Below are 22,462 nucleotides of genomic sequence, written 5' to 3'. Positions count from 1 at the left end.
TCACACCCGTTCCCATGCCGAACACGGAAGTTAAGCTCTTCAGCGCCGATGGTAGTTGGGGGATCTCCCCCTGTGAGAGTAGGACGTCGCCAGGCTATATATTTTGGAGGATTAGCTCAGCTGGGAGAGCATCTGCCTTACAAGCAGAGGGTCGGCGGTTCGATCCCGTCATCCTCCACCAAGTTTTTTTACGAAAGTAAAATAGACTTCATTTTATTTTGCGTCAGCAAAATATCTCTCCTTAAATTTTCTTATATGAAAACCAATCATATATGCCGGTGTAGCTCAACTGGTAGAGCAACTGACTTGTAATCAGTAGGTTGGGGGTTCAAGTCCTCTTGCCGGCACCATTTTGGTTCTAAATATCATCTTTTCAGATGAGCCATTAGCTCAGTTGGTAGAGCATCTGACTTTTAATCAGAGGGTCGAAGGTTCGAGTCCTTCATGGCTCACCAAAGATTTTTGCGAAAAGCAAAAGATCTTACCATTTATATCATGCGGGTGTGGCGGAATTGGCAGACGCACCAGACTTAGGATCTGGCGCCGCAAGGCGTGGGGGTTCAAGTCCCTTCACCCGCACCATTCATTTTGCGGAAGTAGTTCAGTGGTAGAACACCACCTTGCCAAGGTGGGGGTCGCGGGTTCGAATCCCGTCTTCCGCTCCAGAAGATTTTGCCGGGGTGGCGGAACTGGCAGACGCACAGGACTTAAAATCCTGCGGTAGGTGACTACCGTACCGGTTCGATTCCGGTCCTCGGCACCAAAGATTTTTGCGCTAGCAAAATAATCTTGCTTAATTTGCACCAGTTCATAAGGTACAATAATAGAATTATGCGCCCGTAGCTCAATTGGATAGAGCGTTTGACTACGGATCAAAAGGTTAGGGGTTCGACTCCTCTCGGGCGCGCCATATTTTCGGGAAGTAGCTCAGCTTGGTAGAGCACTTGGTTTGGGACCAAGGGGTCGCAGGTTCGAATCCTGTCTTCCCGACCACTTTCTTTGGGGCCTTAGCTCAGCTGGGAGAGCGCCTGCTTTGCACGCAGGAGGTCAGCGGTTCGATCCCGCTAGGCTCCACCAAGTTTTTTTGCGAAAGTAAAATAAACTTCATTGATATTTGCTAAATTCATCTATCAATTAATTCGATATTAAATGTATCTTGGCGGTGTAGCTCAGCTGGCTAGAGCGTACGGTTCATACCCGTGAGGTCGGGGGTTCGATCCCCTCCGCCGCTACCAATAGGGACCTTTAGCTCAGTTGGTTAGAGCAGACGGCTCATAACCGTCCGGTCGTAGGTTCGAGTCCTACAAGGTCCACCAAGTACCATTTCAATACGGAGGAATACCCAAGTCCGGCTGAAGGGATCGGTCTTGAAAACCGACAGGGGTGTCAAAGCCCGCAGGGGTTCGAATCCCCTTTCCTCCTCCATTTTCTCTTTAAATCTAATATCGTCGCGGGGTGGAGCAGTTCGGTAGCTCGTCGGGCTCATAACCCGAAGGTCGCAGGTTCAAATCCTGTCCCCGCAATACCATTTTTGACTCGTTTTTATAAAGGGTTATCAATAATCCTGTTTGAGTCACGCATGGATAGTTATTTTGACTAACGTCAAGATAATGAAACCTATTTTGCTAACGCAAATAATGAAAGTTATTTTGACTATCGTCAAAAAACTCTGGTCCGGTAGTTCAGTTGGTTAGAATGCCTGCCTGTCACGTAGGAGGTCGCGGGTTCGAGTCCCGTCCGGACCGCCATTTTCTTTTTGTTAAGACTATGGTTCATAATTAAATATTTCATTATAAGTAAGGCTCAGTAGCTCAGTTGGTAGAGCAATGGACTGAAAATCCATGTGTCGGCGGTTCGATTCCGTCCTGAGCCACCATTTTTTATTTGAAGACATTATGGCGATTGTGGCGAAGTGGTTAACGCACCTGATTGTGGTTCAGGCATTCGTGGGTTCGATTCCCATCAGTCGCCCCATAATATCTTATATAAATAGTGCGGGTGTAGTTTAGTGGTAAAACCTCAGCCTTCCAAGCTGATGATGAGGGTTCGATTCCCTTCACCCGCTCCAATTATTACTCTTAATGGGCCTATAGCTCAGCTGGTTAGAGCGCACGCCTGATAAGCGTGAGGTCGGTGGTTCGAGTCCACTTAGGCCCACCATTTCATTATTCCGCAGTAGCTCAGTGGTAGAGCTATCGGCTGTTAACCGATCGGTCGCAAGTTCGAATCTTGCCTGCGGAGCCAATATGGGGAAGTACTCAAGTGGCTGAAGAGGCGCCCCTGCTAAGGGTGTAGGTCGGGCAACCGGCGCGAGGGTTCAAATCCCTCCTTCTCCGCCATATTAAGGCCCATTGGTCAAGCGGTTAAGACACCGCCCTTTCACGGCGGTAACACGGGTTCGAATCCCGTATGGGTCATCTGAAAAAAGACTATCATTTTTGATAGTCTTTTTTTGTTATACGATTAAAAATAGTGGTCATTTTATAAAAAATAGAATTTAAAACATGACTAAATGAAGAGATTTAATTGAATATCGAGCCAGATCGGGACTAAATTAAGCGGTTTTACAAGATAAAGCAGGCTTCCACTTCTGTACGAGGTATATATTATCGATCTTGACCACTTTATTATCGACTTTCCAACATATATTATCGACATTGCCCACTTTATTATCAACTTTACCCATTATATTATCAACTTCTGCACTTTTCTTTTCAGCTCAAATTTTTGAATACAATAAGCGGAGGAGTGGAGGGAATATCAGTCAGTGATCATCGAAGAATAAAAGGCATTAACCGCCTCTTCATCTCTCCATTATCTTCTCAAAGTATTCAATAACCCCGGCCTCCTCATGCATCATCTCTCCTTTATTGTCCATTAAAACAGGTTTCACCCACCCTGAGCAATCGACTTCCAGACTCCATCATCCATTCCCAATCACTCTTCAATTCGACACTCTCAACGTTCTCACAACCAGCCAAAAACCTTACAAAATAACGGAATCCTTCTACATTTTCCTCAAATTTCACTTTTTTTAATTAAAAAACTTTCGACAAATTACGATATGAATTCAACATGGTTCTCCTATGTTTTTACAATGTAAACCTTACCATTTAGAATAACTTTCCAAATACCAGCCGTTTTAACATATGTATGTAGGAAATTGTCGTAATTGAGCGACGATAATAAAGAGGATTTTGATGAAGTTGAAAGAAAGTAGTAAGTAGATTGAAAAATGTAGGTGAGATGATGAACGCAATGACCATATCAGATTATGATGTTTTTTTGTTTCATGAGGGAAATTTGCAACAGGCCTATCAGTTTATGGGTTCACATGTGAGAAGAGATTCCACTGGGACCTATACAGAATTTTGCGTTTGGGCACCGAAAGCAAGACATGTTTCATTGGTAGGATCGTTTAATCATTGGAATGGAGCCGGGTATGAACTTGCACGGCGGAATAACGAAGGTTTATGGACAATTCGCATTGATGGGGATCTATCGGGAGAAACGTATAAGTACGAGATTACGACTCTATCAGGCTTGAAGAAGCTGAAGGCGGATCCATATGGGTTTGCTTCTGAGAAACGTCCAAATACTGCAAGCGTGGTGTATGAGCTGCAGGGATTTTCTTGGGAGGATGAGAAGTGGCTGGAGGAACGAGCCAGTTCGACGGTCTATGACAAGCCTATGGCGATTTATGAAGTGCATTTGGGCACATGGAAGAAGAAAGCGGGTAAGTTTCTTTCTTATAAGGAATTAGCTCAGCAATTAATTCCTCATGTGAAAGAACAAGGATTTACACATATTGAGTTGCTGCCTGTCACGGAGCATCCGTTTGATCGTTCTTGGGGGTATCAGGGTACTGGTTATTATTCTCCGACTAGTCGCTACGGCTCACCTCATGAATTGATGGCGTTCGTGAATGAATGTCATTTACATAATATTGGCGTGATTCTGGATTGGGTCCCTGGTCATTTTTGTAAAGATGCCCACGGGTTATATCAGTTTGATGGTTCGTTTGCTTATGAGTATGGAGAGGAACGGGACCGTGAGAATTATACCTGGGGAACGGCAAACTTTGATTTAGGTAAGGGGGAAGTGAGAAGCTTCCTGATTTCGAATGCACGTTTCTGGATGGATCTGTATCATATTGATGGTTTCCGGATTGATGCAGTGGCCAATATTATTTATTGGGCAAACCAGGGTGAGCTTGCTCCTAATGAGGGAGCCATACAGTTTCTGAAAAATTTGAATAAGGCTGTTTTTGAGTATGACTCTTCGATATTGATGATAGCAGAGGATTCTACAGACTGGCCTCAGGTGACGTCCCCTGTCCATTATGGAGGACTTGGGTTTAATTATAAGTGGAATATGGGATGGATGAATGACGTCCTTAAATATATGGAAACAGATACTTCTGAACGAAAGCATGTACATTCTCTTATAACATTTTCATTGTTATATGCGTATTCAGAGAATTATGTGCTTCCGTTTTCCCATGACGAGGTGGTACATGGGAAGAAGTCATTATTGAATAAAATGCCCGGTGATTACTGGCAGAAATTCGCTCAATACCGCCTGCTCCTGAGCTATATGATGGCTCATCCTGGGAAGAAGCTTCTGTTTATGGGAAGTGAACTTGCCCCGTTTTCAGAGTGGAAGGATTTAGAGGAGTTAGATTGGCACTTAATGGATTACGAATTTCATCACAAATTCAATTCATATTTTAAAGAGCTTATGCATTTATATAAAAGTGCTGAACCCTTATTCCAAATGGATCATCGTTCTGAAGGATTTGAATGGGTGGATGTGGATAATGCGGAACAGCAGATTTTTTCTTTTATTAGAAATGGAATAGAGGATGGAGATCATCTTGTAGTGATCTGTAATTTCAGTCCTATTGTGTATCACCAGTATAGAGTGGGTGTGAATAAGGTTTCTTCTTATGAAGAGATTTGGAATAGCGATGATGAACGATTTGGTGGTTCTCATCAGGTGAATCCGTTGCCTCTTATTGTACACAATGAGTCTTACCACAGAAGAGATGGTTATGTGGAAATGACGATACCACCATACGCAGCCGTTTATTTAAAACCAATAGATTGAAAGGGGAGAGAAAGAAATGGCAAAAGGTAGATGTGTAGCGATGTTATTAGCAGGTGGAAAAGGGAGCCGGTTAAGCTCATTGACGAAGAGCCTGGCAAAACCTGCCGTACCGTTTGGAGGGAAATACCGCATTATTGATTTCACATTGAGCAATTGTACTAACTCCGGGATTGATACGGTGGGTGTCCTTACTCAGTACCAACCATTAGTACTTAATTCTTATATCGGGATTGGAAGTGCATGGGATCTTGATCGTAAAAATGGCGGAGTGACCGTACTGCCTCCATATGCGGAATCATCTGAGATGCGCTGGTATACAGGAACGGCGAGTGCAATCTATCAAAATATGAATTATCTTGAGCAATATGATCCTGAATACGTATTGATTCTATCGGGAGATCACATTTACAAAATGGATTATAGTAAAATGCTGGATTATCACATTGAGAAGAAAGCAGATGTCTCGATTTCTGTGATTGAAGTAGGCTGGGATGAGGCAAGCCGGTTCGGTCTTATGAACACGAATGAGGAAATGAGAATCACAGAGTTTGAGGAAAAACCGGCTTTTCCTAAGAGTAATCTGGCTTCGATGGGTATCTATATCTTCAATTATTCCGTGCTCAAAGATTACTTGGAGATGGATGAGCGTAATCCCGATTCCAGCCATGACTTTGGGAAGGATGTCATCCCTTTGCTGCTTGATGAGAAGAAAAAGCTGATGGCTTATCCGTTTAAAGGGTACTGGAAAGATGTCGGGACGGTTAAGAGCCTATGGGAAGCCAATATGGACTTGATTGATGAGGAAAATGAACTGAATCTGTTCGACCACGACTGGAGAGTGTATTCGGTTAATCCAAATGAGCCACCTCAATATATTTCTGAAGAAGCTTCTGTAGAGGGATCACTTGTGAACGAAGGATGTTCGATTGAAGGTACCATTCGCAAATCCGTCCTGTTCCAAGGAACCACGGTGAAAAAGGGAGCGCATGTCAGTCGCTCAGTCATCATGCCGGATGCTGTCATTGGGGAAAACGCCTATATCGAGCAGGCGATCGTGCCGTCGAATGTCAAGGTTCCGAGCGGCCTGTGCATTATGCCGGAAGAAGGATCGGATGAAATTATTTTGGTTACGGAATCATTCATTGAAACACTACTGGAACAAGAAAAAGTGTAAGGTTGAAGACCACATTACAACATAAGAGGAGGAAGTGTTTTGAAAAATACTATGCTTGGAGTTATTGATGCTACTAGTTACTATGATTCGTTAGAGGATTTACTGTTACATCGTTCATTAGCAGCCCTTCCGATTGCGGGCAGATACCGCTTGATCGACTTTGTGCTCTCCAATATGGTGAATTCAGATATTGGTTCCGTTGCGATCTTCCCTAAGTTTCAATACCGTTCCCTTATGGACCATCTTGGATCGGGGAAGAACTGGGATTTGAACCGAAAGCGTGATGGGTTGTTCTTCTTCCCGGCACCAGGCTTGGAAGCAAGTGAAGAGGGTGTGGGGTCATTTAATCACTTCGCTCATCACCTGGACTATTTTAATCGAAGTACACAGGAATACGCGTTGATCAGCAATTGCTTTACTCTATGTAATATTGACTACCAACCAGTCCTGGAACGCCATATACGAATCGGCTGTGATATAACGGAAATGCGTCATAACGGAAACTCTTTAGACATGTACTTGGTGAAAACGAATACACTCATTGATTTGATCCAGAAACGACGTGAAACAGGCTATACATGTATGCAGGATGTCGTGGAGGACATGGATAGCGGTTTTAAAGTGTGCGGCTATGAGCATGATGGATTTGTTCAAACGATTGATTGCATTGAAGAATACTATGATGCCAGCATGAAGCTAATGAACTTATCTTATTGGAAAGAGCTGTTCAAGAAAGATATGCCAATCTATACAAAGGTGAAGGATGAGCCGCCTACACGCTACACATCAGCTGCAAGTGTGAAAAATAGCATCATCGCCAATGGTTGCTTCATTGAAGGCCAGGTGAAAAATTCTACGATGTTCAGAGCAGTGAAAGTTGGGAAAAATACAACGATTTCGGGCAGCATCATTATGCAGAAGAGCCAAATTGGAGATAACTGTGTACTAGAGAATGTGATCTTAGATAAAGATGTGAAAATCGAGGATGGCGTAAAGCTTATCGGAGATCCAAACAACCCAATAGTCATTCGCAAAGGGATGATTCAAGGAGCGCTGATGAATTCGTGAAAGTGTTATTTGTAGTATCCGAGTGTGTCCCTTTTATTAAATCTGGAGGCTTAGCGGACGTTGCAGGCGCCCTGCCTAAGGAGTTAAGAAGTTTAGGGACAGATGTCAGGGTGATTCTACCCAAATACGGTGGAATCCCTCATGAGTTCCGTTCGAAAATGAAACGAAAGAAAGAGTTTTTCGTGTCAGTCGGCTGGCGAAATCAGTATTGTGGGATTGAAGAGTACACTGAAAGTGGAGTAACGTATTATTTTGTTGACAATGAATACTATTTTAATCGGGATCGTCTATATGGATATTTTGATGATGGGGAGCGATTCGCGTACTTTACAAGAGCAGTACTCGAAAGTATCGCTGTGCTTGATTTTTATCCAGATGTTATTCATTGTCATGACTGGCACACGGGCATGGTTCCCTTCCTGTTGAGAAGCGAGTATCAGGAGAGACCTGGCTATTCATTTATCCGTAGCGTGTTCACCATTCATAATCTGCAATTTCAAGGGATTTACCCTAAACAGGTGATGACTGACTTGTTAGCCATCCCAGAGAGGTATTTTCATCATGAATACCTCGAGTTTTATGGAAATATCAATTTTATGAAAGGGGCGCTCATTTCTTCGGATTTCGTCACAACTGTGAGTCCTACATATAAAGAGGAAATCCTCACGCCTTACTATGGAGAAAAGCTTCATAATATCCTTGGTCAACGATACAACCAATTATTGGGTATCCTCAATGGAATCGACGATGAAGTGTACAATCCTGATGAGGGAGAGTTTCCATATTTCAGCGGCAACCTTCATGGAAAGAAGAAGGCGAAGCGCCATCTGCAAAAAAGCATGGGACTTGAGGAGAGTGAGGGAATCCCTCTTGTATCCATCATATCAAGGTTGACGAACCAAAAGGGGCTTGAACTGGTCAGGGGCGTATTTCATGAAATGATCCAGGAAAATGTGCAGTTTGTCCTCTTGGGAACAGGGGATTGGGAGTTTGAACAGTTCTTCAGGGAGATGGAATGGACGTATCCGGATAAGGTCAGGGTGCAAATCGGATTTAATGAGGAACTGGCAAAGCAGATCTATTCTGCCAGTGATTTGTTCCTGATGCCTTCTAAGTTCGAACCGTGCGGACTGGGGCAATTGATAGCCATGAGATACGGAGCCCTTCCACTTGTCCGGGAGACCGGCGGATTGAACGATACGGTTGAATCCTATAATGAAGAGACGAAGACAGGGAACGGTTTTTCATTTAAGAACTTTAATGCCCATGATATGCTCTACACTTATCGAAGAGCTCTATCGTATTTCTATGAAGATCCGGAAACATGGAATCATATTGTACGAACTGCAATGAATAAAGATTATAGTTGGGCCCAATCGGCCTTTAAGTATAATCAACTATATGCTGACCTGGTATCAAGGAGTGAAAGCCATGTTTTCTGATCCAATCGAATTTAAAGAAATGTTTCTGAAGAAGCTTGAAATGATGTATGGAAAGACGTTTCCTGAATCCACCAGTCAGGATCAGTTTTTTACATTAGGTCATCTTATACGGGAATACATCTCGATGAACTGGATTCATACGAATGAGCAGTACCGGTTCAGTAAACAAAAGCAGGTATATTACTTATCGATTGAATTTCTCTTGGGACGCCTGCTTCGCCAGAACCTGATGAATTTAGGAATCTACGATATTGTGGATAAGGGATTGAAGGACCTGGGAATAGACCTTGCTGAAATGGAAGAAGTTGAACACGATGCGGGACTTGGAAACGGTGGTCTGGGGCGTTTGGCCGCATGTTTCCTGGACTCATTGGCATCCCTTAATTTACCTGGGCATGGCTATGGGATCCGTTACAAGCATGGACTGTTTGAACAGAAGATTGTCAACGGTTTTCAGATGGAGCTTCCGGAGCAGTGGCTGCGTCATGGACATGTATGGGAGGTTCGAAAGTCAGATCTTACCGTCGAGGTACCTTTCTGGGGTAAGGTGGAGTCCTATACAGAAAATGATGTATTGAAGTTTCGCCATGTGGATGCAGAAGTAGTAGCCGCAGTTCCTTATGATATGCCTGTAGTAGGGTTTGAGACGTCGACGGTCAATACTCTTCGTTTATGGAGTGCTGAACCTGCTGCCTATAAGGCCGGGAAAGATATGATGAAATACAAGCGTGATACGGAAGCGATCACCGAATTTCTTTATCCTGACGATACTCATGAAGAAGGGAAAATCCTGCGACTTAAACAGCAATACTTCTTGGTATCAGCAAGCATCCGTTCCATCCTTGATTCCTACCTGTATCGTAACGGGGATTTGAAGGAGCTCCATGAAAACATTTCAATCCATATCAATGATACTCATCCGGTTCTCGCGATTCCAGAACTGATGAGGGTCCTTCTTGATGAATATTCCTTTGAATGGGAAGAAGCGTGGGAAATCACGACGAATACATTTGCCTATACGAATCATACGACTCTTTCAGAAGCATTGGAGAGATGGCCCATCCGTATTTTTCAACCCCTGCTCCCCCGCATCCATATGATCGTGAATGAAATCAATGAGCGATTCTGTCAGGAGTTGTGGAAGGAGTATCCCGGTGATTGGAAGCGGATAGAGGATATGGCGATCATCTCCCATGATGAAGTGAAAATGGCTCATCTGGCCATTGTAGGAAGCTTTAGTGTGAATGGAGTCGCAAAGATTCATACTGAAATCTTAAAGCTAAGAGAAATGAACTTATTTTATCAATATTATCCTGATAAATTCAATAGTAAGACGAATGGCATTACACATAGAAGATGGCTGCTGAATAGCAACCCTTCCCTGTCGAATCTGATATCGTCTTCCATCGGGGATGGGTGGATTAAAGATCCAGGTAAGTTAGCGGACTTGAAAGAGTATCATCACGATACGGCGTTTCTTAAGGACCTGTATGATGTAAAACAGGAAAATAAACGGAAGCTTGCAGATCGAATATTTGAAAGTAATGGAATCGTCGTGGATCCTACTTCGATATTTGACATCCAAGTGAAGCGGCTACACGCGTATAAACGACAGCTCATGAATGTTTTACACATTCTTCATCTTTATAATCGTTGTGTGGAGGATCCAAGCTTTGATTTTCATCCGAGAACGTTCATTTTTGGAGCAAAAGCATCCCCCGGTTACTACTATGCAAAGAAAATCATTAAGTTGATTCACTCTGTAGCGGATCTGGTGAATGACCACCCGCTTGTAAAAGGGCGGATTAAAGTCGTATTCCTGGAAAATTACCGGGTATCATTAGCTGAAGAAATCATTCCCGCAGCTGATTTGTCTGAACAGATTTCAACTGCAAGCAAAGAAGCCTCCGGTACAGGAAATATGAAGTTCATGATGAACGGAGCCTTGACCATCGGAACATTGGACGGGGCAAATATTGAGATTCTTGAGCAAGTAGGCAAAGAGAATATCTTTATATTTGGTTTAACGGCTGATGAAGTGATGAAATATCAGCATCACGGTGGATATTATGCAATGGAGTATTTTCACTACGATACCCGCATCAAGAGGGTGTTGAATCAATTGATTGACGATACTCTTCCTGATGCTGGTGACCATTTTGAAACCATTTATGACTCCTTATTGACCGAGAACGATCAATTCTTTGTCCTGAGGGATTTCGACTCCTATGTCAGGGCTCAAGAACAAGCAGGAAAAGCGTATGAAAATATAGAACATTGGTCACGAATGTGCTTGCAGAATATTGCCAATTCCGGCTATTTCTCAAGTGACCGGACGATTGAGCAGTATGCGAAAGACATATGGGGCATTGCACAGGGCAGTTTAATAAAGTAGGAAAAAGCTTGGGGAAAGTTTCCCCAAGCTTTTTAAATTATTTCTTCTTTTTATCAGAAATATAACTGTCGCCATCTTTATACGGAATGTCACCTAATGTGGATTCCATATTATTTTCATCCAGCATATCTTCGTATTCTTCATGGGTTTTCGAAGGATATGCCTTGCGGTTTGAGCCTTCCATGTCGGTTCCGACAAAGGACTCGAAATCCTCCGTAAATCCTTCTGATGTGTCTTCATCCTGATACAATTCCGAGTAATCTTCATAATCACCTTCGAAGTCAGAAGGGGTTTCGGATGTGCCGAAGCGGCCTACTTCCTGAAAGCTGTCATGGTCATCCCGGACATTTCCGTCTGTTTCGTGCCTGAATTCATTATCGACAGGCGGCTGCAGCACATCTTCCTCTACCGGTCTATCCTGGGGTGTCGATTGTTCCGGTGAGTGGTCTTTACAATAAAGTGTCGTCGGTATGACTTCCAAGCGCTCATAAGGAATTTCCTGACCACACTCCCTGCATTGTCCATATGTTCCTTGTTCGATCGCCTGCAGGGCATTGTGAATTTTATTTAGTTCCAGTTTGGCGTGATCATCAATGGCGAAATCCTTCTCCCGTTCATATAACTCTGTTCCCATGTCGGCAGGATGATTATCGTAAAGGGAGAGTTCACCTGAGTTATCACGTTCATTTGTATGGTGAAGATTATCTAAATCCTGATGTAAATGTTCTTGTAACTGCTTTTCCTGTTGAGTCAATTCTTGTTTTAGTGTCTGTTTTTGGCTGTCTGTTAGCAATTTCTTCACATCCTTCATTATGTTCGCTTAAATAATGTACTAACCATACTTTATCCGAAAGTGGGGTTGTTAAAACATAAAAAAACATAATGCTATTTAACTAAAAGAGAGTAGTGGTTGATTTCCTCTACAGAATGTTCCCTTTCCACTTGTGGGTTCACCAACTTGCTATGTATTGCTTCCAAAAAAGTGTATTCACCATCTGGATGAGTTGTAGTGGTAAAATATGGACCGTTCCTTTCCGCTCCAGGCACAAGATTCCCCGGGGAGGAAGTCGAGCCTCCTCGGGCTTTGCCCTGTGGGGTCTCGACCTTTCCTCTATTTCCCGCAGGAGTCAAGTGCCTTCCGCTGCAATCCACTCTGTGCTTCTAAATTGTGACTTGCCTGATTACGGATAGCCAAACTCAAAAAAAGCTCCAATTGTAGAGAGTATGTTTCCTAAAACAAACTATAGAATTGAGCACTAATCAACCACATTATGTGAGCTCAAAATAAAAATGAATTTCTTCTACAACAATGCATGGCCAGTCCCGCTATTTCCACAGTCGGAGACCTCCACTCTAATCAACTTCCAGGGTACTTACACCAACCTTATTTAAAACACTCACAAAAAAGAGTCGTCCCGAAGTAGAGGGGCGACTCACGTTTTTTAAAGCATATAAGCAAGTAATAGTCCGATGGATAGCAGGAATCCAAAGATGGTGTTTGTTTGTGCGGTGGCTTTCATGGCTGGCATCATTTCGATTGGCTGTGATTTTCCGATGAATCCTGTGGTGGCTTTGACGGCTTTCGGGATACTAAGAAAGGCAACGAACAGCCAAGGTGATGAAACGCCGGCAAGGACAAGCCCGATGATCCAGCCATAGGATACGACAAACATGCCGCCCAACAGGACGATAGCCCCTTTTCTTCCTAAAAGAATGGCGATGGTTTTACGGCCGTTTTCTTTATCCCCGTCCAGGTCGCGGATGTTATTCGCTAGTAGAATGGCACCGACTAAAATGGATACGGGAACGGATAATAGGATGCTGTCGCCATTGATATATCCAGTTTGAATGTAAAATGATATGAGAATGATCACAAGTCCCATAAAGAACCCTGCAACGATTTCTCCAAAAGGCGTGTAAGCAATTGGCATAGGTCCCCCAGTATAAAAGTACCCCGCTGCCATGCACACTATACCTATGAGTGCCAACCACCATGTGCTATATAGACAAATATAAATTCCTAATAAAAGGGCAATTCCGTACAGTGAAAAAGCGAGGTTCATGACCGTGGAGGGTTTGACCCCGTTCCGGACAATTGCCCCTCCGATCCCGACAGAATGCTCTGTATCCAGGCCTCGCTTATAGTCGTAATACTCGTTGAACATATTGGTAGCAGCCTGGATAAGCAAACATGCAATAAGCATGGCTAAAAATAATGATACGCTTACCTTAGTAAATTGCAGTGCAAGAACAGTGCCTAGTAAAACAGGTACAAATGCTGCTGTTAGAGTGTGTGGCCTTGTAAGCTGCCACCAGATTTTCCACCCTTTATCTGATTCCAAAACATTGGATGCTTGTTGTTCCATCATACTCTCTCCCTTACGCAATAAGGAATTTTCAGAAAACATTACAATTCCTTTACAGATTAAAGTGTAGGTAAAGGGAAGAGGACTGTCAATCATTTTCTCAAAATCCTTGAAGGAGCTATTTTCCAGTAATTGAGTACTTTTACAACGCTTTTGGTTTCTCAAAAGGGGAAAAAGGGTTTATTATATATAATAAGGATAAAAATTGTATCATGTCTTAAACTTCGTTGACACACCTTAAAGACAGGTGTATCTTAAAATAAGTTTGAATATCGTACGTGATTTTGTTTGGGGGAATTCAATTGGTTACCATTCACAAAACCAAAATTGAAAAAGCATATGATACAGCCAAAATGAAGGCTAAACAAATACATCACCCCGTCCTTCTCAGCATAGTGGAGGAAGTAGATGCAGTGGATCCTCTTTCTTTTTATTATGGAGGAAGCTCTTTTATCGGAGAGCGTTTTTTATGGAAGGACCGTGATCATACCATTTCACTGGTAGGGCTTGGAGCAGCACATATCATGTCTGCAAATGATATAAATGACCGATTTTTTACGGTTGAGAAAGAGTGGAAGCGCTTAATTGAAGAGTCTGTGATTGTGACCGGGGAAGAATGGACAGGCACAGGACCTTTGTTATTTGGGGGCTTCAGCTTTGATCCGCTTAATGGTATCGGGGAAGAGTGGGAGCAATTCTCGAACGGTACGTTTCAATTACCGATGTTTATGCTGACAAAGCCGGGGAAAACCAATTATTTAACGATGAATTTCATTTGTCATCCGGAAGATTCGGAAGAAAGTTTATTCCATGACCTATTCAGGCTCAAAGAAGAGCTACTTGAAAACGCGGGGATGCCAATTATACCTGAACAGCCCCGTTGGCTGCAAAATAGGGATATGAAGCCTCAAGAATGGAAGGAATCTGTTCAAAATGTGGTGAATCGTTTAAAACAGGGTGAGATGGACAAGGTAGTACTTGCCAGAAAATGTGAAGTGGCGTTTGATACGAAAGTGTCATCTGACTTTGTATTGGATAATTTGTGGAAGCAGCAGCCGGATAGCTTTGTTTTCAGTTTTGAAAGGGAAGACAGCTGTTTTATTGGAGCCACACCTGAACGGCTTGTCAAGAAAACAGGAAATGATGTTCTCTCCACCTGTTTAGCGGGATCCATCGCTCGCGGGGATACGTTGGAAAACGACGAGAAACTGGGGGATGATCTCCTTCAGGATGAGAAGAATCGTTATGAGCATCAGCTTGTTGTTGATAGCATCCATAAGGCTCTTGCACCTTACTGTGAGTCCTTGACGATTCCTTCATCGCCACAATTGATGAAGCTGAAAGACATCCAGCATTTATATACTCCTGTCACTGGACAGGCATCTGAACATGCATCCCTTTTGGAATTGGTGGGAAAATTACATCCGACTCCTGCATTAGGTGGAGTTCCGAGGGATAAGGCATTGCACGTAATCAGGGAAGAGGAAGAGATGGATCGCGGATTATATGCAGGTCCCGTAGGCTGGATCGATGCCTATGGAAATGGTGAATACGCGGTTGCCCTTCGCTCAGGTCTTCTTCAGGGGGATAAGGCCTTTTTATATGCAGGATGTGGAATTGTGGCAGATTCCGAACCTGAAAGTGAATTCAAGGAAACACAAATGAAATTTCGACCGATGCTAAGAGCATTAGGGGGAAACATACATGATTGATGAACATCAGCAGAAGTTGACTCATTATTTAGCGGCATTTATTGAAGAATTGGTTGGAAATGGAGTAGACGAAGTAGTCATTAGCCCTGGCTCTCGTTCTACTCCTTTGGCTTTGTTATTCGCCCATCATCCTGAAGTGAAAACATACATTAATGTAGATGAACGTTCTGCTGCTTTCTTTGCTCTAGGGATTGCGAAGGCAAAGAAAAAGCCGGTCGCCATCCTTTGTACATCCGGAACGGCAGCAGCCAATTATTATCCAGCGATCATTGAAGCACGCTACGCAAAAGTGCCTTTGCTCGTGCTGACGGCCGATCGTCCCCATGAGCTCCGGGAGGTAGGGGCCCCGCAAGCAATTAATCAACAGGATCTATATGGAAAACATGTAAAATGGACAGTGGACATGGCACTGCCGGAAAATAGTCCGTCCATGCTTGAATATGCAAGATCTTCAGCATCCAGAGGAATAGGACTTTCATTAGGAGAACCGAAAGGACCCGTTCACTTTAACTTTCCATTTAGAGAACCTTTGATTCCTGATTTAAAGACCGTTTCTTATTCAACAGGTTCTAAAGCAAAAAGGGTCCTTCACGGAGAGAGGAGCCTGTCCCCTTCTGTAGCTCAAGAGCTTCAAGGGATACTCGGAAATAAAGAGAGAGGTCTGATTATTTGCGGACCTGGACTGAATAGTGATTCGATTGATTACATCGTTGAATTTAGTAAGCAATTCGGTTTTCCAATCGCAGCGGACCCCCTCTCCCAAATGAGGAGCGGTTCTCATTCGAAGGAACAAATTATCGATACTTATGATACGTTTCTTAAGATTGATGGAATAAAGGAGAGCCTGGATCCTGAAATCGTGATTCGTTTCGGAGCCATGCCGGTTTCAAAACCGCTCATGTTGTTTCTGAAGGGTGTTTCAAAGATCCCATACTGGATCGTGAGTCCGGGTGAAGAGTGGCAGGATCCCATATCGAAAGGGACGGAATACATCTATTGTGATGAGGGCCAATTCTGTCAAAGCATGATTAATGAAACGAGTCATGATGGTTCTAATGAATGGATCAATCACTGGAAGAATGTGAACCATTCCACAAAGAAACTCCTTCTAAAAGGTCATCAGTCGTGGGATGAAGGAATGACAGTAAGTGAACTTATTCAACACCTGCCTGAAAAGTCGAATGTATTTGTCAGCAACAGCATGCCGATACGGGACATCGATACGTTTTTCTTTAGCAATGATCGGTCAATCGGCATCTATGCCAACCGGGGAGCGAACGGAATTGACGGCGTGGTGTCTACAGCACTTGGGATGAGCACCTGTTCGGATTCCATGTATCTTTTGATTGGGGATCTTGCTTTCTTCCACGATTTAAACGGCCTTCTCGTTGGAAAAAAATATAAACTGAATCTGACCATAGTAGTCCTTAATAATAATGGTGGGGGAATCTTTTCCTACCTTCCGCAAGCGAGTGAAGGTGAATACTTTGAAGATCTGTTCGGCACGCCGATGGACCTGGATTTCTCTCATGCTGCCAAGCTTTACGAAGCCGGTTATTTCCGAGTGGAATCAGAAGAAGAATTTGCACCTGCTGTAACAGAAGCACAGCGAAGAAATGGCTTGAAAATCATTGAAGTGATGACGAACCGTGAAGAAAATGTAGCAAATCATCGTAATTTGTGGAATTTTGTTTCCCGGGAAATGATGATGAAGTATAAGGGTGAAAATCATTGATTCTTCGAGTGAATGATATTCGCTATTTTGTAGAAGTTAAAGGAGAAGGAGAGCCTTTGGTTTTTCTTCATGGTTTTACCGGGGATACGACAACATGGTCACGAATCACCGATCAGTTGTCTATTACATATAGGTGCATAAGCGTCGATTTGATTGGTCATGGCCGCACAGAATCCCCTGAAGATCCATCAAGATATACAATGGATCATGTATCAAATGATTTTGATTCTATTTTGTCTGCACTTGAAGTGGACGAGGCGATCTTGATCGGCTATTCCATGGGAGGTCGGACGGCTCTTCACTTCTCCATAAGGTATCCTCAAAAGGTGAAAGCTTTGATTCTTGAAAGTGCTTCTCCCGGATTGAAAACGGATGAAGAAAGAGAGGAACGGCGGAAAAAAGATCATGCGTTGGCCGACAGGATCATGAGAGAAGGAATGGAAGCCTTTGTCGACTTTTGGGAGGAGATTCCCTTGTTTGCTTCTCAAAAAACACTGACTGAAGATGAGCGTGCCGAGATCCGTAACCAGCGTCTGAGTCAGTCCCCTTTAGGGTTGTCCAATAGCTTGAAAGGAATGGGAACAGGGGCTCAAACCTCATGGTGGGACAAGCTGGGTGAGCTTTCATTTCCAGTCCATTTACTTGTCGGAGGGCTGGATCAGAAGTTTGTTCATATTGCAAAAGAAATGAAAAAACTTAATCCGGACTTTCAAATCATGACAATTTCTAACACAGGTCATGCAATTCATGTGGAAGAACCGCGAAAGTTTGGTACAATAATAGAGAATCTATTGTTTACTACATAAAGGAGGAACAAACCAATGGCTTTTGAATGGGTTTCAGAAAGAAACTACGAAGATATTTTGTACGAAACATATAATGGGATCGCAAAAATCACGATCAATCGACCAGAAGTACGCAACGCTTTTCGTCCTAAAACTGTAATGGAATTAATCGATGCATTTGCTTATGCACGTGACGATTCCAAGGTCGGTGTCATCGTTTTAACAGGTGCTGGAGAAAAGGCATTCTGTTCAGGGGGAGACCAAAGAGTACGAGGACATGGCGGTTACGTCGGGGAAGATGAAATTCCACGACTGAATGTATTGGACTTACAGCGTCTGATCCGAGTGATCCCTAAGCCGGTCATCGCAATGGTTGCAGGTTATGCCATCGGAGGAGGACATGTCCTTCATGTAGTATGTGATATTACGATTGCTGCTGACAATGCAATCTTCGGACAAACTGGCCCTAAAGTAGGTAGCTTTGACGCCGGATACGGTGCAGGATATCTTGCACGCATCGTCGGTCACAAGAAAGCAAAAGAAATCTGGTACCTGTGCCGTCAATACAACGCACAAGAAGCACTTGAAATGGGTCTTGTCAATACAGTCGTTCCTTATGAGCAGCTTGAAGCGGAAACAGTTCAATGGGCATCAGAAATGCTTGAAAAAAGTCCGACTGCCCTTCGTTTCCTAAAAGCTTCATTCAACGCAGATACAGATGGATTAGCGGGTCTGCAACAACTTGCAGGAGACGCTACACTTCTATACTACACAACGGAAGAAGCCAAGGAAGGCCGCGACGCATTCAAAGAAAAGCGTAAACCGGACTTTGGACAATTCCCTCGTTTCCCTTGATCTAAGGTGGCCTGATGAATCTTTGCGGATTCGTCAGGCTTTTTTAATAAAGGTTATAAAAAGCACAAACAAGGAAGGAATGGGAATGACAGGATGACTACACAGCAACTGCCTAATTGGCTAAAACAAAGAGCGTTCTTGACCCCTGATCGGATGGCAATAAGTAATGGTGATGTGGAGTATACCTTCGGAGAGCTCTGGGAAAAATCAATTCACATCGGTGAGCAGCTTCATACCATAGTGAAATCTTCCACCCATCCATTTGTGGGACTCATGATAAAAAATAAAGTGGAATCTGTGCTGGTCGTTCATGCCATTCAACAGCTCGGATTCACGACTGTACTATTAAATAACAAACTAAGTTCGAAGGAATTATCTTTTCAAGTACAGGATATGGATTTATCGACGGTCATTTATGACGATGAGTTTGAGGAAAAGCTGTCTTTTTTAGGGGGAAACGTTAATGGAATAACATTCTCTCGATTGCTGCAAACATCCCCAACAAGCTTTAAAGTAAAGGATTATTTTCAGTTAGACCAAGTTTGCTCGGTCATGTACACCTCAGGGACGACCGGAGCGCCAAAAGGAGTTCTTCAATCGTACGGGAACCATTGGTGGAGCGCTATTGGATCTTCTTTGAATCTCGGGATAAGTGAAAATGATGCCTGGCTTTGCTCAGTTCCTCTCTTTCATATAAGCGGATATTCGATCCTTATGAGAAGTGTGATTTATGGAATGAAGGTACGACTGTTTGAAACCTTCGACGTCAAGACCATCAATCAGGAGCTTGAAAGTGGAAGGGTCACGATCATGTCGGTTGTAAGCAATATGCTTCAGCGGTTATTGAATGACATGGGGCACAGAACGTATCATCCGGATTTCCGCTGTATGCTGTTAGGCGGCGGACCTGCACCACTTCCATTACTAAAGGCTTGTAAAGACAAGGGAGTGCCCGTATTTCAAACATATGGAATGACGGAAACGGCTTCTCAAATCGTGACGTTATCACCTGAATACAGTATGACGAAGCTGGGTTCAGCGGGGAAACCACTCTTTCCTTCCGAGTTGAGAATCGAGAATGAAAAGGGTGCAGCTCGACCAAATCAAGAGGGTGAAATTCTGGTGAAAGGACCGAATGTAACGAACGGGTATTATCGGAGAGAGGAAGCCAATGCAAAAAGTTTTGAAAATGACTGGTTCCATACAGGGGATATCGGTTATGTAGATGAAGAGGGATTCTTATTTGTATTGGACCGGCGATCAGACCTCATCATTTCCGGGGGAGAAAATGTGTATCCTGCGGAAATTGAAAGTGTGCTGTTGGGATATGAAGGTGTAGAGGATGCCGGGGTGGTTGGAATTCCAAATGACACATGGGGGCAAATTCCCTGTGCGTTTATCGTAAAGAAAGAGCATCTTGCAAAAGAAGAGATCTTAAATTACTGCGGTGATAATCTGGCATCATATAAACAGCCGAAAAAAATAGTCTTTGTAGATGAGTTGCCACGAAATGCCTCGAACAAACTGCTGAGAAGAGTGCTCAGGGATCAGTGGGAAAAAGGACTGTATGTCGATGAGGATTAAATCCATTACGCTTCACATCATATCGATGCCATTGAAAAAGCCATTTGTGACCCATCTGCAAACTGTTGAAAAACGGGAAGGGATCATCGTTGAAGTTCAAGATTCTGACGGATTGATTGGACTGGGAGAGGGAGTTGCTTTTTCCACACCGTGGTATACAGAGGAAACGGTGAAAACATCCTATCATATGCTCAAAGATGTATTAATTCCTCTAATGAACAGTAACCCATTTAAACACCCTGAAGAAATAGGAAAAAGATTCGAAGCTGTAAGGGGAAATTCAATTGCGAAGGCTGCACTTGAAATGGCTTTATGGGATCTTTATGCCAGACAGCATAGTGTCCCTCTCTGGAAGATGATAGGGGGGACTCGTTCTGAAATTCTTGCCGGCGCCGTTGTGGGTGCCGACTCCGCGGAAGAGATGATCCATCAGGCTGAAGAACTTGTGCAAGAAGGGTATCAACGCATAAAGCTGAAAATCTCTCCTGGAGCGGATGTGGAGATTGTGAAAGCGTTGAGGGACCATTTTCCTTCTCTTACTCTATTGGCTGATGCCAATTCAGCATACTCCCTTGAAGACATAGGCCAACTACAGGCATTGGATGAGTATGGTCTGGAGATGATCGAACAGCCTTTGGGAGTTGACGATTTAGTGGAACACTCTCTTTTACAAAAAGAGTTGCAGACTCCGATTTGTTTGGATGAAAGCATCGTAACCCCCCATGATATGAAGAGTGCCATCTATTTAAATAGCTGCGGAGTGGTCAATATCAAGCTTGGCAGAGTCGGTGGGTACACAAGTGCTTTGGAAATTTACCGGTTGTGCCAGGAGAATCACATCAAAGTATGGTGTGGGGGCATGATTGAGTTTGGGGTTTCACGGGCTCATAATCTGGCCCTTGCCACACTCGAGGGATTCTCGATTCCCGGGGATATTTCTTCCTCCTCGAAATATTGGGAAGAAGATATCATTACTTTTCCCATCGTTGTGAAAAATGGTGTGGCGGAACGTTTGGATGATCCTGGGATAGGTGTGGAGTTGAATAGAAAACGATTAGGTCATGTGACAATAGGTAAAGAAATGTTTAACCAGTGATTACCTCGATCAAAAAAATGAATTTATCCATAAGCAGGTTCCATCTGGATCCTGCTTATTTCTCGTTCGATTGAATGATTAAAGGTGGCAACCAGTAGTTGCGGCGAAGTGCAACCAAGGTTATCTTTACTTTTTACATAGAGATGGAAATAATGAATGGTAGATGAATGAAAGGTGATTGGTAGAATGATCTTTGGAGAGAAGTTAAAAAGTGAGAGAAAGAGTAGAGGCTGGTCACAGGAAGAATTAGCAGAAAGGCTTTTTGTCAGTCGGCAATCAGTTTCTAAGTGGGAGACTGGTCAGAATTATCCCAGTATTGAAATCATCATTAAAGTAAGTGATCTATTCGGAGTGACAATCGATGAATTGTTAAGGAGTGATGAGGAATTGACAGAGAAAGTAATCAAGGATAGTAAGCAATTGGCGCATCCAAAATTAAAATCGATGTTTGAATTACTATTTTTAATTGGTGCTGTTTTATTGTTGGCCAAAATAGGAATTTTTCTTGTTAATAAATTTACTGCTTTTGATGTACCTTTGATTGGAGATGCGATTATATGGAACTTTGGACCGTTGATCTTAATGATAGGAGGCGGGATCGGTACGGATGTTCTTAAAGAAAAATATATAGAAGATTAAAGCGTGGGTTGAATAAACAAAAATGGTGAATGTTGTATTTTTCCAAAACCGGAACTATACTTAACCTATGAATAAAATCTTCATTACTATTAAGGAGGAATTATGAAACTAGGTGCATTTTCTGTAAGCTTAAGTGTTAAAGACATTAATAAATCAAAAGCATTTTATGAAAAACTTGGATTTCAAACTTTGGGAGGGGAAATTGCCCAAAATTGGCTGATCATGAAGAATGGAAGTACTGTTATCGGCCTGTTCGAAGGTATGTTTGACAAGAACATCCTGACCTTTAATCCAGGTTGGAACCAAAATGCCGAAAATCTTGATTCGTTTACGGACATTCGGGACCTTCAGAAGCAGCTGAAAGAACAAGGTGTGAAAATGTTGACTGAAGCAGATGAATCAAGTGAAGGCCCTGCAAGTTTCACGATTGAAGATCCTGATGGCAATCCGATTCTTGTGGATCAACACAGATAAAGATAAGGTTAAAGCTCAGAGCTGAATC

The 22,462-nt window shown here is 43.1% G+C and carries 15 protein-coding genes, 21 tRNA genes and 1 rRNA gene; 35 read left to right on the top strand and 2 right to left on the bottom strand.

Annotated elements, in window-relative coordinates:
- The 27 genes from rrf to ACQKFO_RS20230 form a co-directional block, all read left to right on the top strand.
- Positions 1-95: ribosomal RNA gene (gene rrf / locus ACQKFO_RS20360) — 5S ribosomal RNA — on the top strand; the annotation flags it as partial.
- Between the two features lie 10 nt (positions 96-105).
- A tRNA-Val gene (locus ACQKFO_RS20355) sits at positions 106-181 on the top strand.
- A gap of 93 nt (positions 182-274) precedes the next feature.
- Positions 275-350: transfer RNA gene (locus ACQKFO_RS20350), tRNA-Thr, on the top strand.
- Positions 351-379: 29 nt separating this feature from the next.
- A tRNA-Lys gene (locus ACQKFO_RS20345) sits at positions 380-455 on the top strand.
- 42 nt (positions 456-497) lie between these two features.
- Positions 498-582, top strand: a tRNA-Leu gene (locus ACQKFO_RS20340).
- 8 nt (positions 583-590) lie between these two features.
- A tRNA-Gly gene (locus tag ACQKFO_RS20335) sits at positions 591-665 on the top strand.
- A 9-nt stretch (positions 666-674) separates the two neighbouring features.
- Positions 675-763 (top strand) — tRNA-Leu (locus ACQKFO_RS20330).
- A 70-nt stretch (positions 764-833) separates the two neighbouring features.
- Positions 834-910: transfer RNA gene (locus ACQKFO_RS20325), tRNA-Arg, on the top strand.
- Between the two features lie 6 nt (positions 911-916).
- Positions 917-993: transfer RNA gene (locus ACQKFO_RS20320), tRNA-Pro, on the top strand.
- A gap of 8 nt (positions 994-1,001) precedes the next feature.
- Positions 1,002-1,077 (top strand) — tRNA-Ala (locus tag ACQKFO_RS20315).
- An 81-nt stretch (positions 1,078-1,158) separates the two neighbouring features.
- Positions 1,159-1,235, top strand: a tRNA-Met gene (locus ACQKFO_RS20310).
- A gap of 4 nt (positions 1,236-1,239) precedes the next feature.
- Positions 1,240-1,316, top strand: a tRNA-Ile gene (locus ACQKFO_RS20305).
- A gap of 16 nt (positions 1,317-1,332) precedes the next feature.
- Positions 1,333-1,425, top strand: a tRNA-Ser gene (locus ACQKFO_RS20300).
- Between the two features lie 24 nt (positions 1,426-1,449).
- Positions 1,450-1,523, top strand: a tRNA-Met gene (locus ACQKFO_RS20295).
- 148 nt (positions 1,524-1,671) lie between these two features.
- Positions 1,672-1,748, top strand: a tRNA-Asp gene (locus ACQKFO_RS20290).
- Positions 1,749-1,800: 52 nt separating this feature from the next.
- A tRNA-Phe gene (locus ACQKFO_RS20285) sits at positions 1,801-1,876 on the top strand.
- A gap of 22 nt (positions 1,877-1,898) precedes the next feature.
- Positions 1,899-1,974: transfer RNA gene (locus ACQKFO_RS20280), tRNA-His, on the top strand.
- Between the two features lie 20 nt (positions 1,975-1,994).
- A tRNA-Gly gene (locus ACQKFO_RS20275) sits at positions 1,995-2,068 on the top strand.
- A 15-nt stretch (positions 2,069-2,083) separates the two neighbouring features.
- Positions 2,084-2,160, top strand: a tRNA-Ile gene (locus ACQKFO_RS20270).
- A 9-nt stretch (positions 2,161-2,169) separates the two neighbouring features.
- Positions 2,170-2,244, top strand: a tRNA-Asn gene (locus tag ACQKFO_RS20265).
- Positions 2,245-2,248: 4 nt separating this feature from the next.
- A tRNA-Ser gene (locus tag ACQKFO_RS20260) sits at positions 2,249-2,339 on the top strand.
- A 6-nt stretch (positions 2,340-2,345) separates the two neighbouring features.
- Positions 2,346-2,417: transfer RNA gene (locus ACQKFO_RS20255), tRNA-Glu, on the top strand.
- Between the two features lie 811 nt (positions 2,418-3,228).
- On the top strand, positions 3,229-5,109 hold the full coding sequence (gene glgB, locus ACQKFO_RS20250) for a 1,4-alpha-glucan branching enzyme (protein WP_427600596.1): 1,881 nt from the start codon (positions 3,229-3,231) through the stop codon (positions 5,107-5,109).
- Positions 5,110-5,125: 16 nt separating this feature from the next.
- The gene (locus ACQKFO_RS20245) at positions 5,126-6,283 is read left to right on the top strand and encodes a glucose-1-phosphate adenylyltransferase (RefSeq protein WP_427600595.1); all 1,158 of its coding nucleotides are present in this window, start codon (positions 5,126-5,128) and stop codon (positions 6,281-6,283) included.
- Between the two features lie 39 nt (positions 6,284-6,322).
- Positions 6,323-7,351: a sugar phosphate nucleotidyltransferase gene (locus tag ACQKFO_RS20240; protein WP_427600594.1), complete on the top strand. Its 1,029-nt coding sequence runs from the start codon at positions 6,323-6,325 to the stop codon at positions 7,349-7,351.
- Positions 7,348-8,793 (top strand): glycogen synthase GlgA, encoded by a 1,446-nt coding sequence (gene glgA / locus ACQKFO_RS20235; protein ID WP_427600593.1) that lies wholly within the window; start codon positions 7,348-7,350, stop codon positions 8,791-8,793. Before ACQKFO_RS20240 ends, glgA begins: the two co-directional genes overlap by 4 nt.
- Positions 8,783-11,188: a glycogen/starch/alpha-glucan phosphorylase gene (locus tag ACQKFO_RS20230; RefSeq protein WP_427600592.1), complete on the top strand. Its 2,406-nt coding sequence runs from the start codon at positions 8,783-8,785 to the stop codon at positions 11,186-11,188. Before glgA ends, ACQKFO_RS20230 begins: the two co-directional genes overlap by 11 nt.
- 37 nt (positions 11,189-11,225) lie before the next feature.
- On the opposite strand, the gene ACQKFO_RS20225 is transcribed toward ACQKFO_RS20230, so the two are convergent.
- Both ACQKFO_RS20225 and ACQKFO_RS20220 read right to left on the bottom strand, forming a co-directional pair.
- Positions 11,226-11,990 (bottom strand): TraR/DksA C4-type zinc finger protein, encoded by a 765-nt coding sequence (locus tag ACQKFO_RS20225; protein ID WP_427600615.1) that lies wholly within the window; start codon positions 11,988-11,990, stop codon positions 11,226-11,228.
- Positions 11,991-12,630: 640 nt separating this feature from the next.
- Positions 12,631-13,554, bottom strand: a complete 924-nt coding sequence (locus tag ACQKFO_RS20220; protein WP_427600591.1) for a 1,4-dihydroxy-2-naphthoate polyprenyltransferase — start codon at positions 13,552-13,554, stop codon at positions 12,631-12,633.
- A 302-nt stretch (positions 13,555-13,856) separates the two neighbouring features.
- Between ACQKFO_RS20220 and ACQKFO_RS20215 the strand changes: the two genes are divergently transcribed.
- From ACQKFO_RS20215 to ACQKFO_RS20180, 8 genes are all read left to right on the top strand, one after another.
- A complete protein-coding gene (locus ACQKFO_RS20215; protein ID WP_427600590.1) occupies positions 13,857-15,266 on the top strand; it encodes an isochorismate synthase in 1,410 nt (469 codons plus the stop codon).
- Complete coding sequence (gene menD, locus ACQKFO_RS20210) at positions 15,259-17,001, top strand: 2-succinyl-5-enolpyruvyl-6-hydroxy-3-cyclohexene-1-carboxylic-acid synthase (RefSeq protein ID WP_427600589.1); 1,743 nt, start codon at positions 15,259-15,261, stop codon at positions 16,999-17,001. Before ACQKFO_RS20215 ends, menD begins: the two co-directional genes overlap by 8 nt.
- Positions 16,998-17,807 (top strand): 2-succinyl-6-hydroxy-2,4-cyclohexadiene-1-carboxylate synthase, encoded by an 810-nt coding sequence (menH, locus tag ACQKFO_RS20205; protein WP_427600588.1) that lies wholly within the window; start codon positions 16,998-17,000, stop codon positions 17,805-17,807. Before menD ends, menH begins: the two co-directional genes overlap by 4 nt.
- Positions 17,808-17,822: 15 nt before the next feature.
- The gene (menB, locus tag ACQKFO_RS20200) at positions 17,823-18,641 is read left to right on the top strand and encodes a 1,4-dihydroxy-2-naphthoyl-CoA synthase (protein WP_044340358.1); all 819 of its coding nucleotides are present in this window, start codon (positions 17,823-17,825) and stop codon (positions 18,639-18,641) included.
- A gap of 93 nt (positions 18,642-18,734) precedes the next feature.
- Entirely contained in the window at positions 18,735-20,225 is a 1,491-nt protein-coding gene (locus tag ACQKFO_RS20195; protein ID WP_427600587.1) for an o-succinylbenzoate--CoA ligase, read from the top strand.
- Positions 20,215-21,321, top strand: a complete 1,107-nt coding sequence (menC, locus tag ACQKFO_RS20190; RefSeq protein ID WP_427600614.1) for an o-succinylbenzoate synthase — start codon at positions 20,215-20,217, stop codon at positions 21,319-21,321. Before ACQKFO_RS20195 ends, menC begins: the two co-directional genes overlap by 11 nt.
- 186 nt (positions 21,322-21,507) lie before the next feature.
- Positions 21,508-21,960 carry a helix-turn-helix domain-containing protein gene (locus ACQKFO_RS20185; RefSeq protein ID WP_427600586.1) on the top strand — a complete coding sequence of 151 codons (453 nt, stop codon included), beginning with the start codon at positions 21,508-21,510 and terminating at the stop codon, positions 21,958-21,960.
- A gap of 102 nt (positions 21,961-22,062) precedes the next feature.
- Positions 22,063-22,434 carry a VOC family protein gene (locus tag ACQKFO_RS20180; RefSeq protein WP_427600585.1) on the top strand — a complete coding sequence of 124 codons (372 nt, stop codon included), beginning with the start codon at positions 22,063-22,065 and terminating at the stop codon, positions 22,432-22,434.
- Positions 22,435-22,462 lie beyond the last annotated feature (28 nt).

The organism is Rossellomorea sp. NPDC071047 (assembly GCF_050270195.1).
Taxonomy (GTDB): Bacteria; Bacillota; Bacilli; order Bacillales; family Bacillaceae_B; genus Rossellomorea.
Note: the sequence above shows the minus strand (reverse complement) of the source record. Positions and strands in the feature narration are given on the sequence as shown.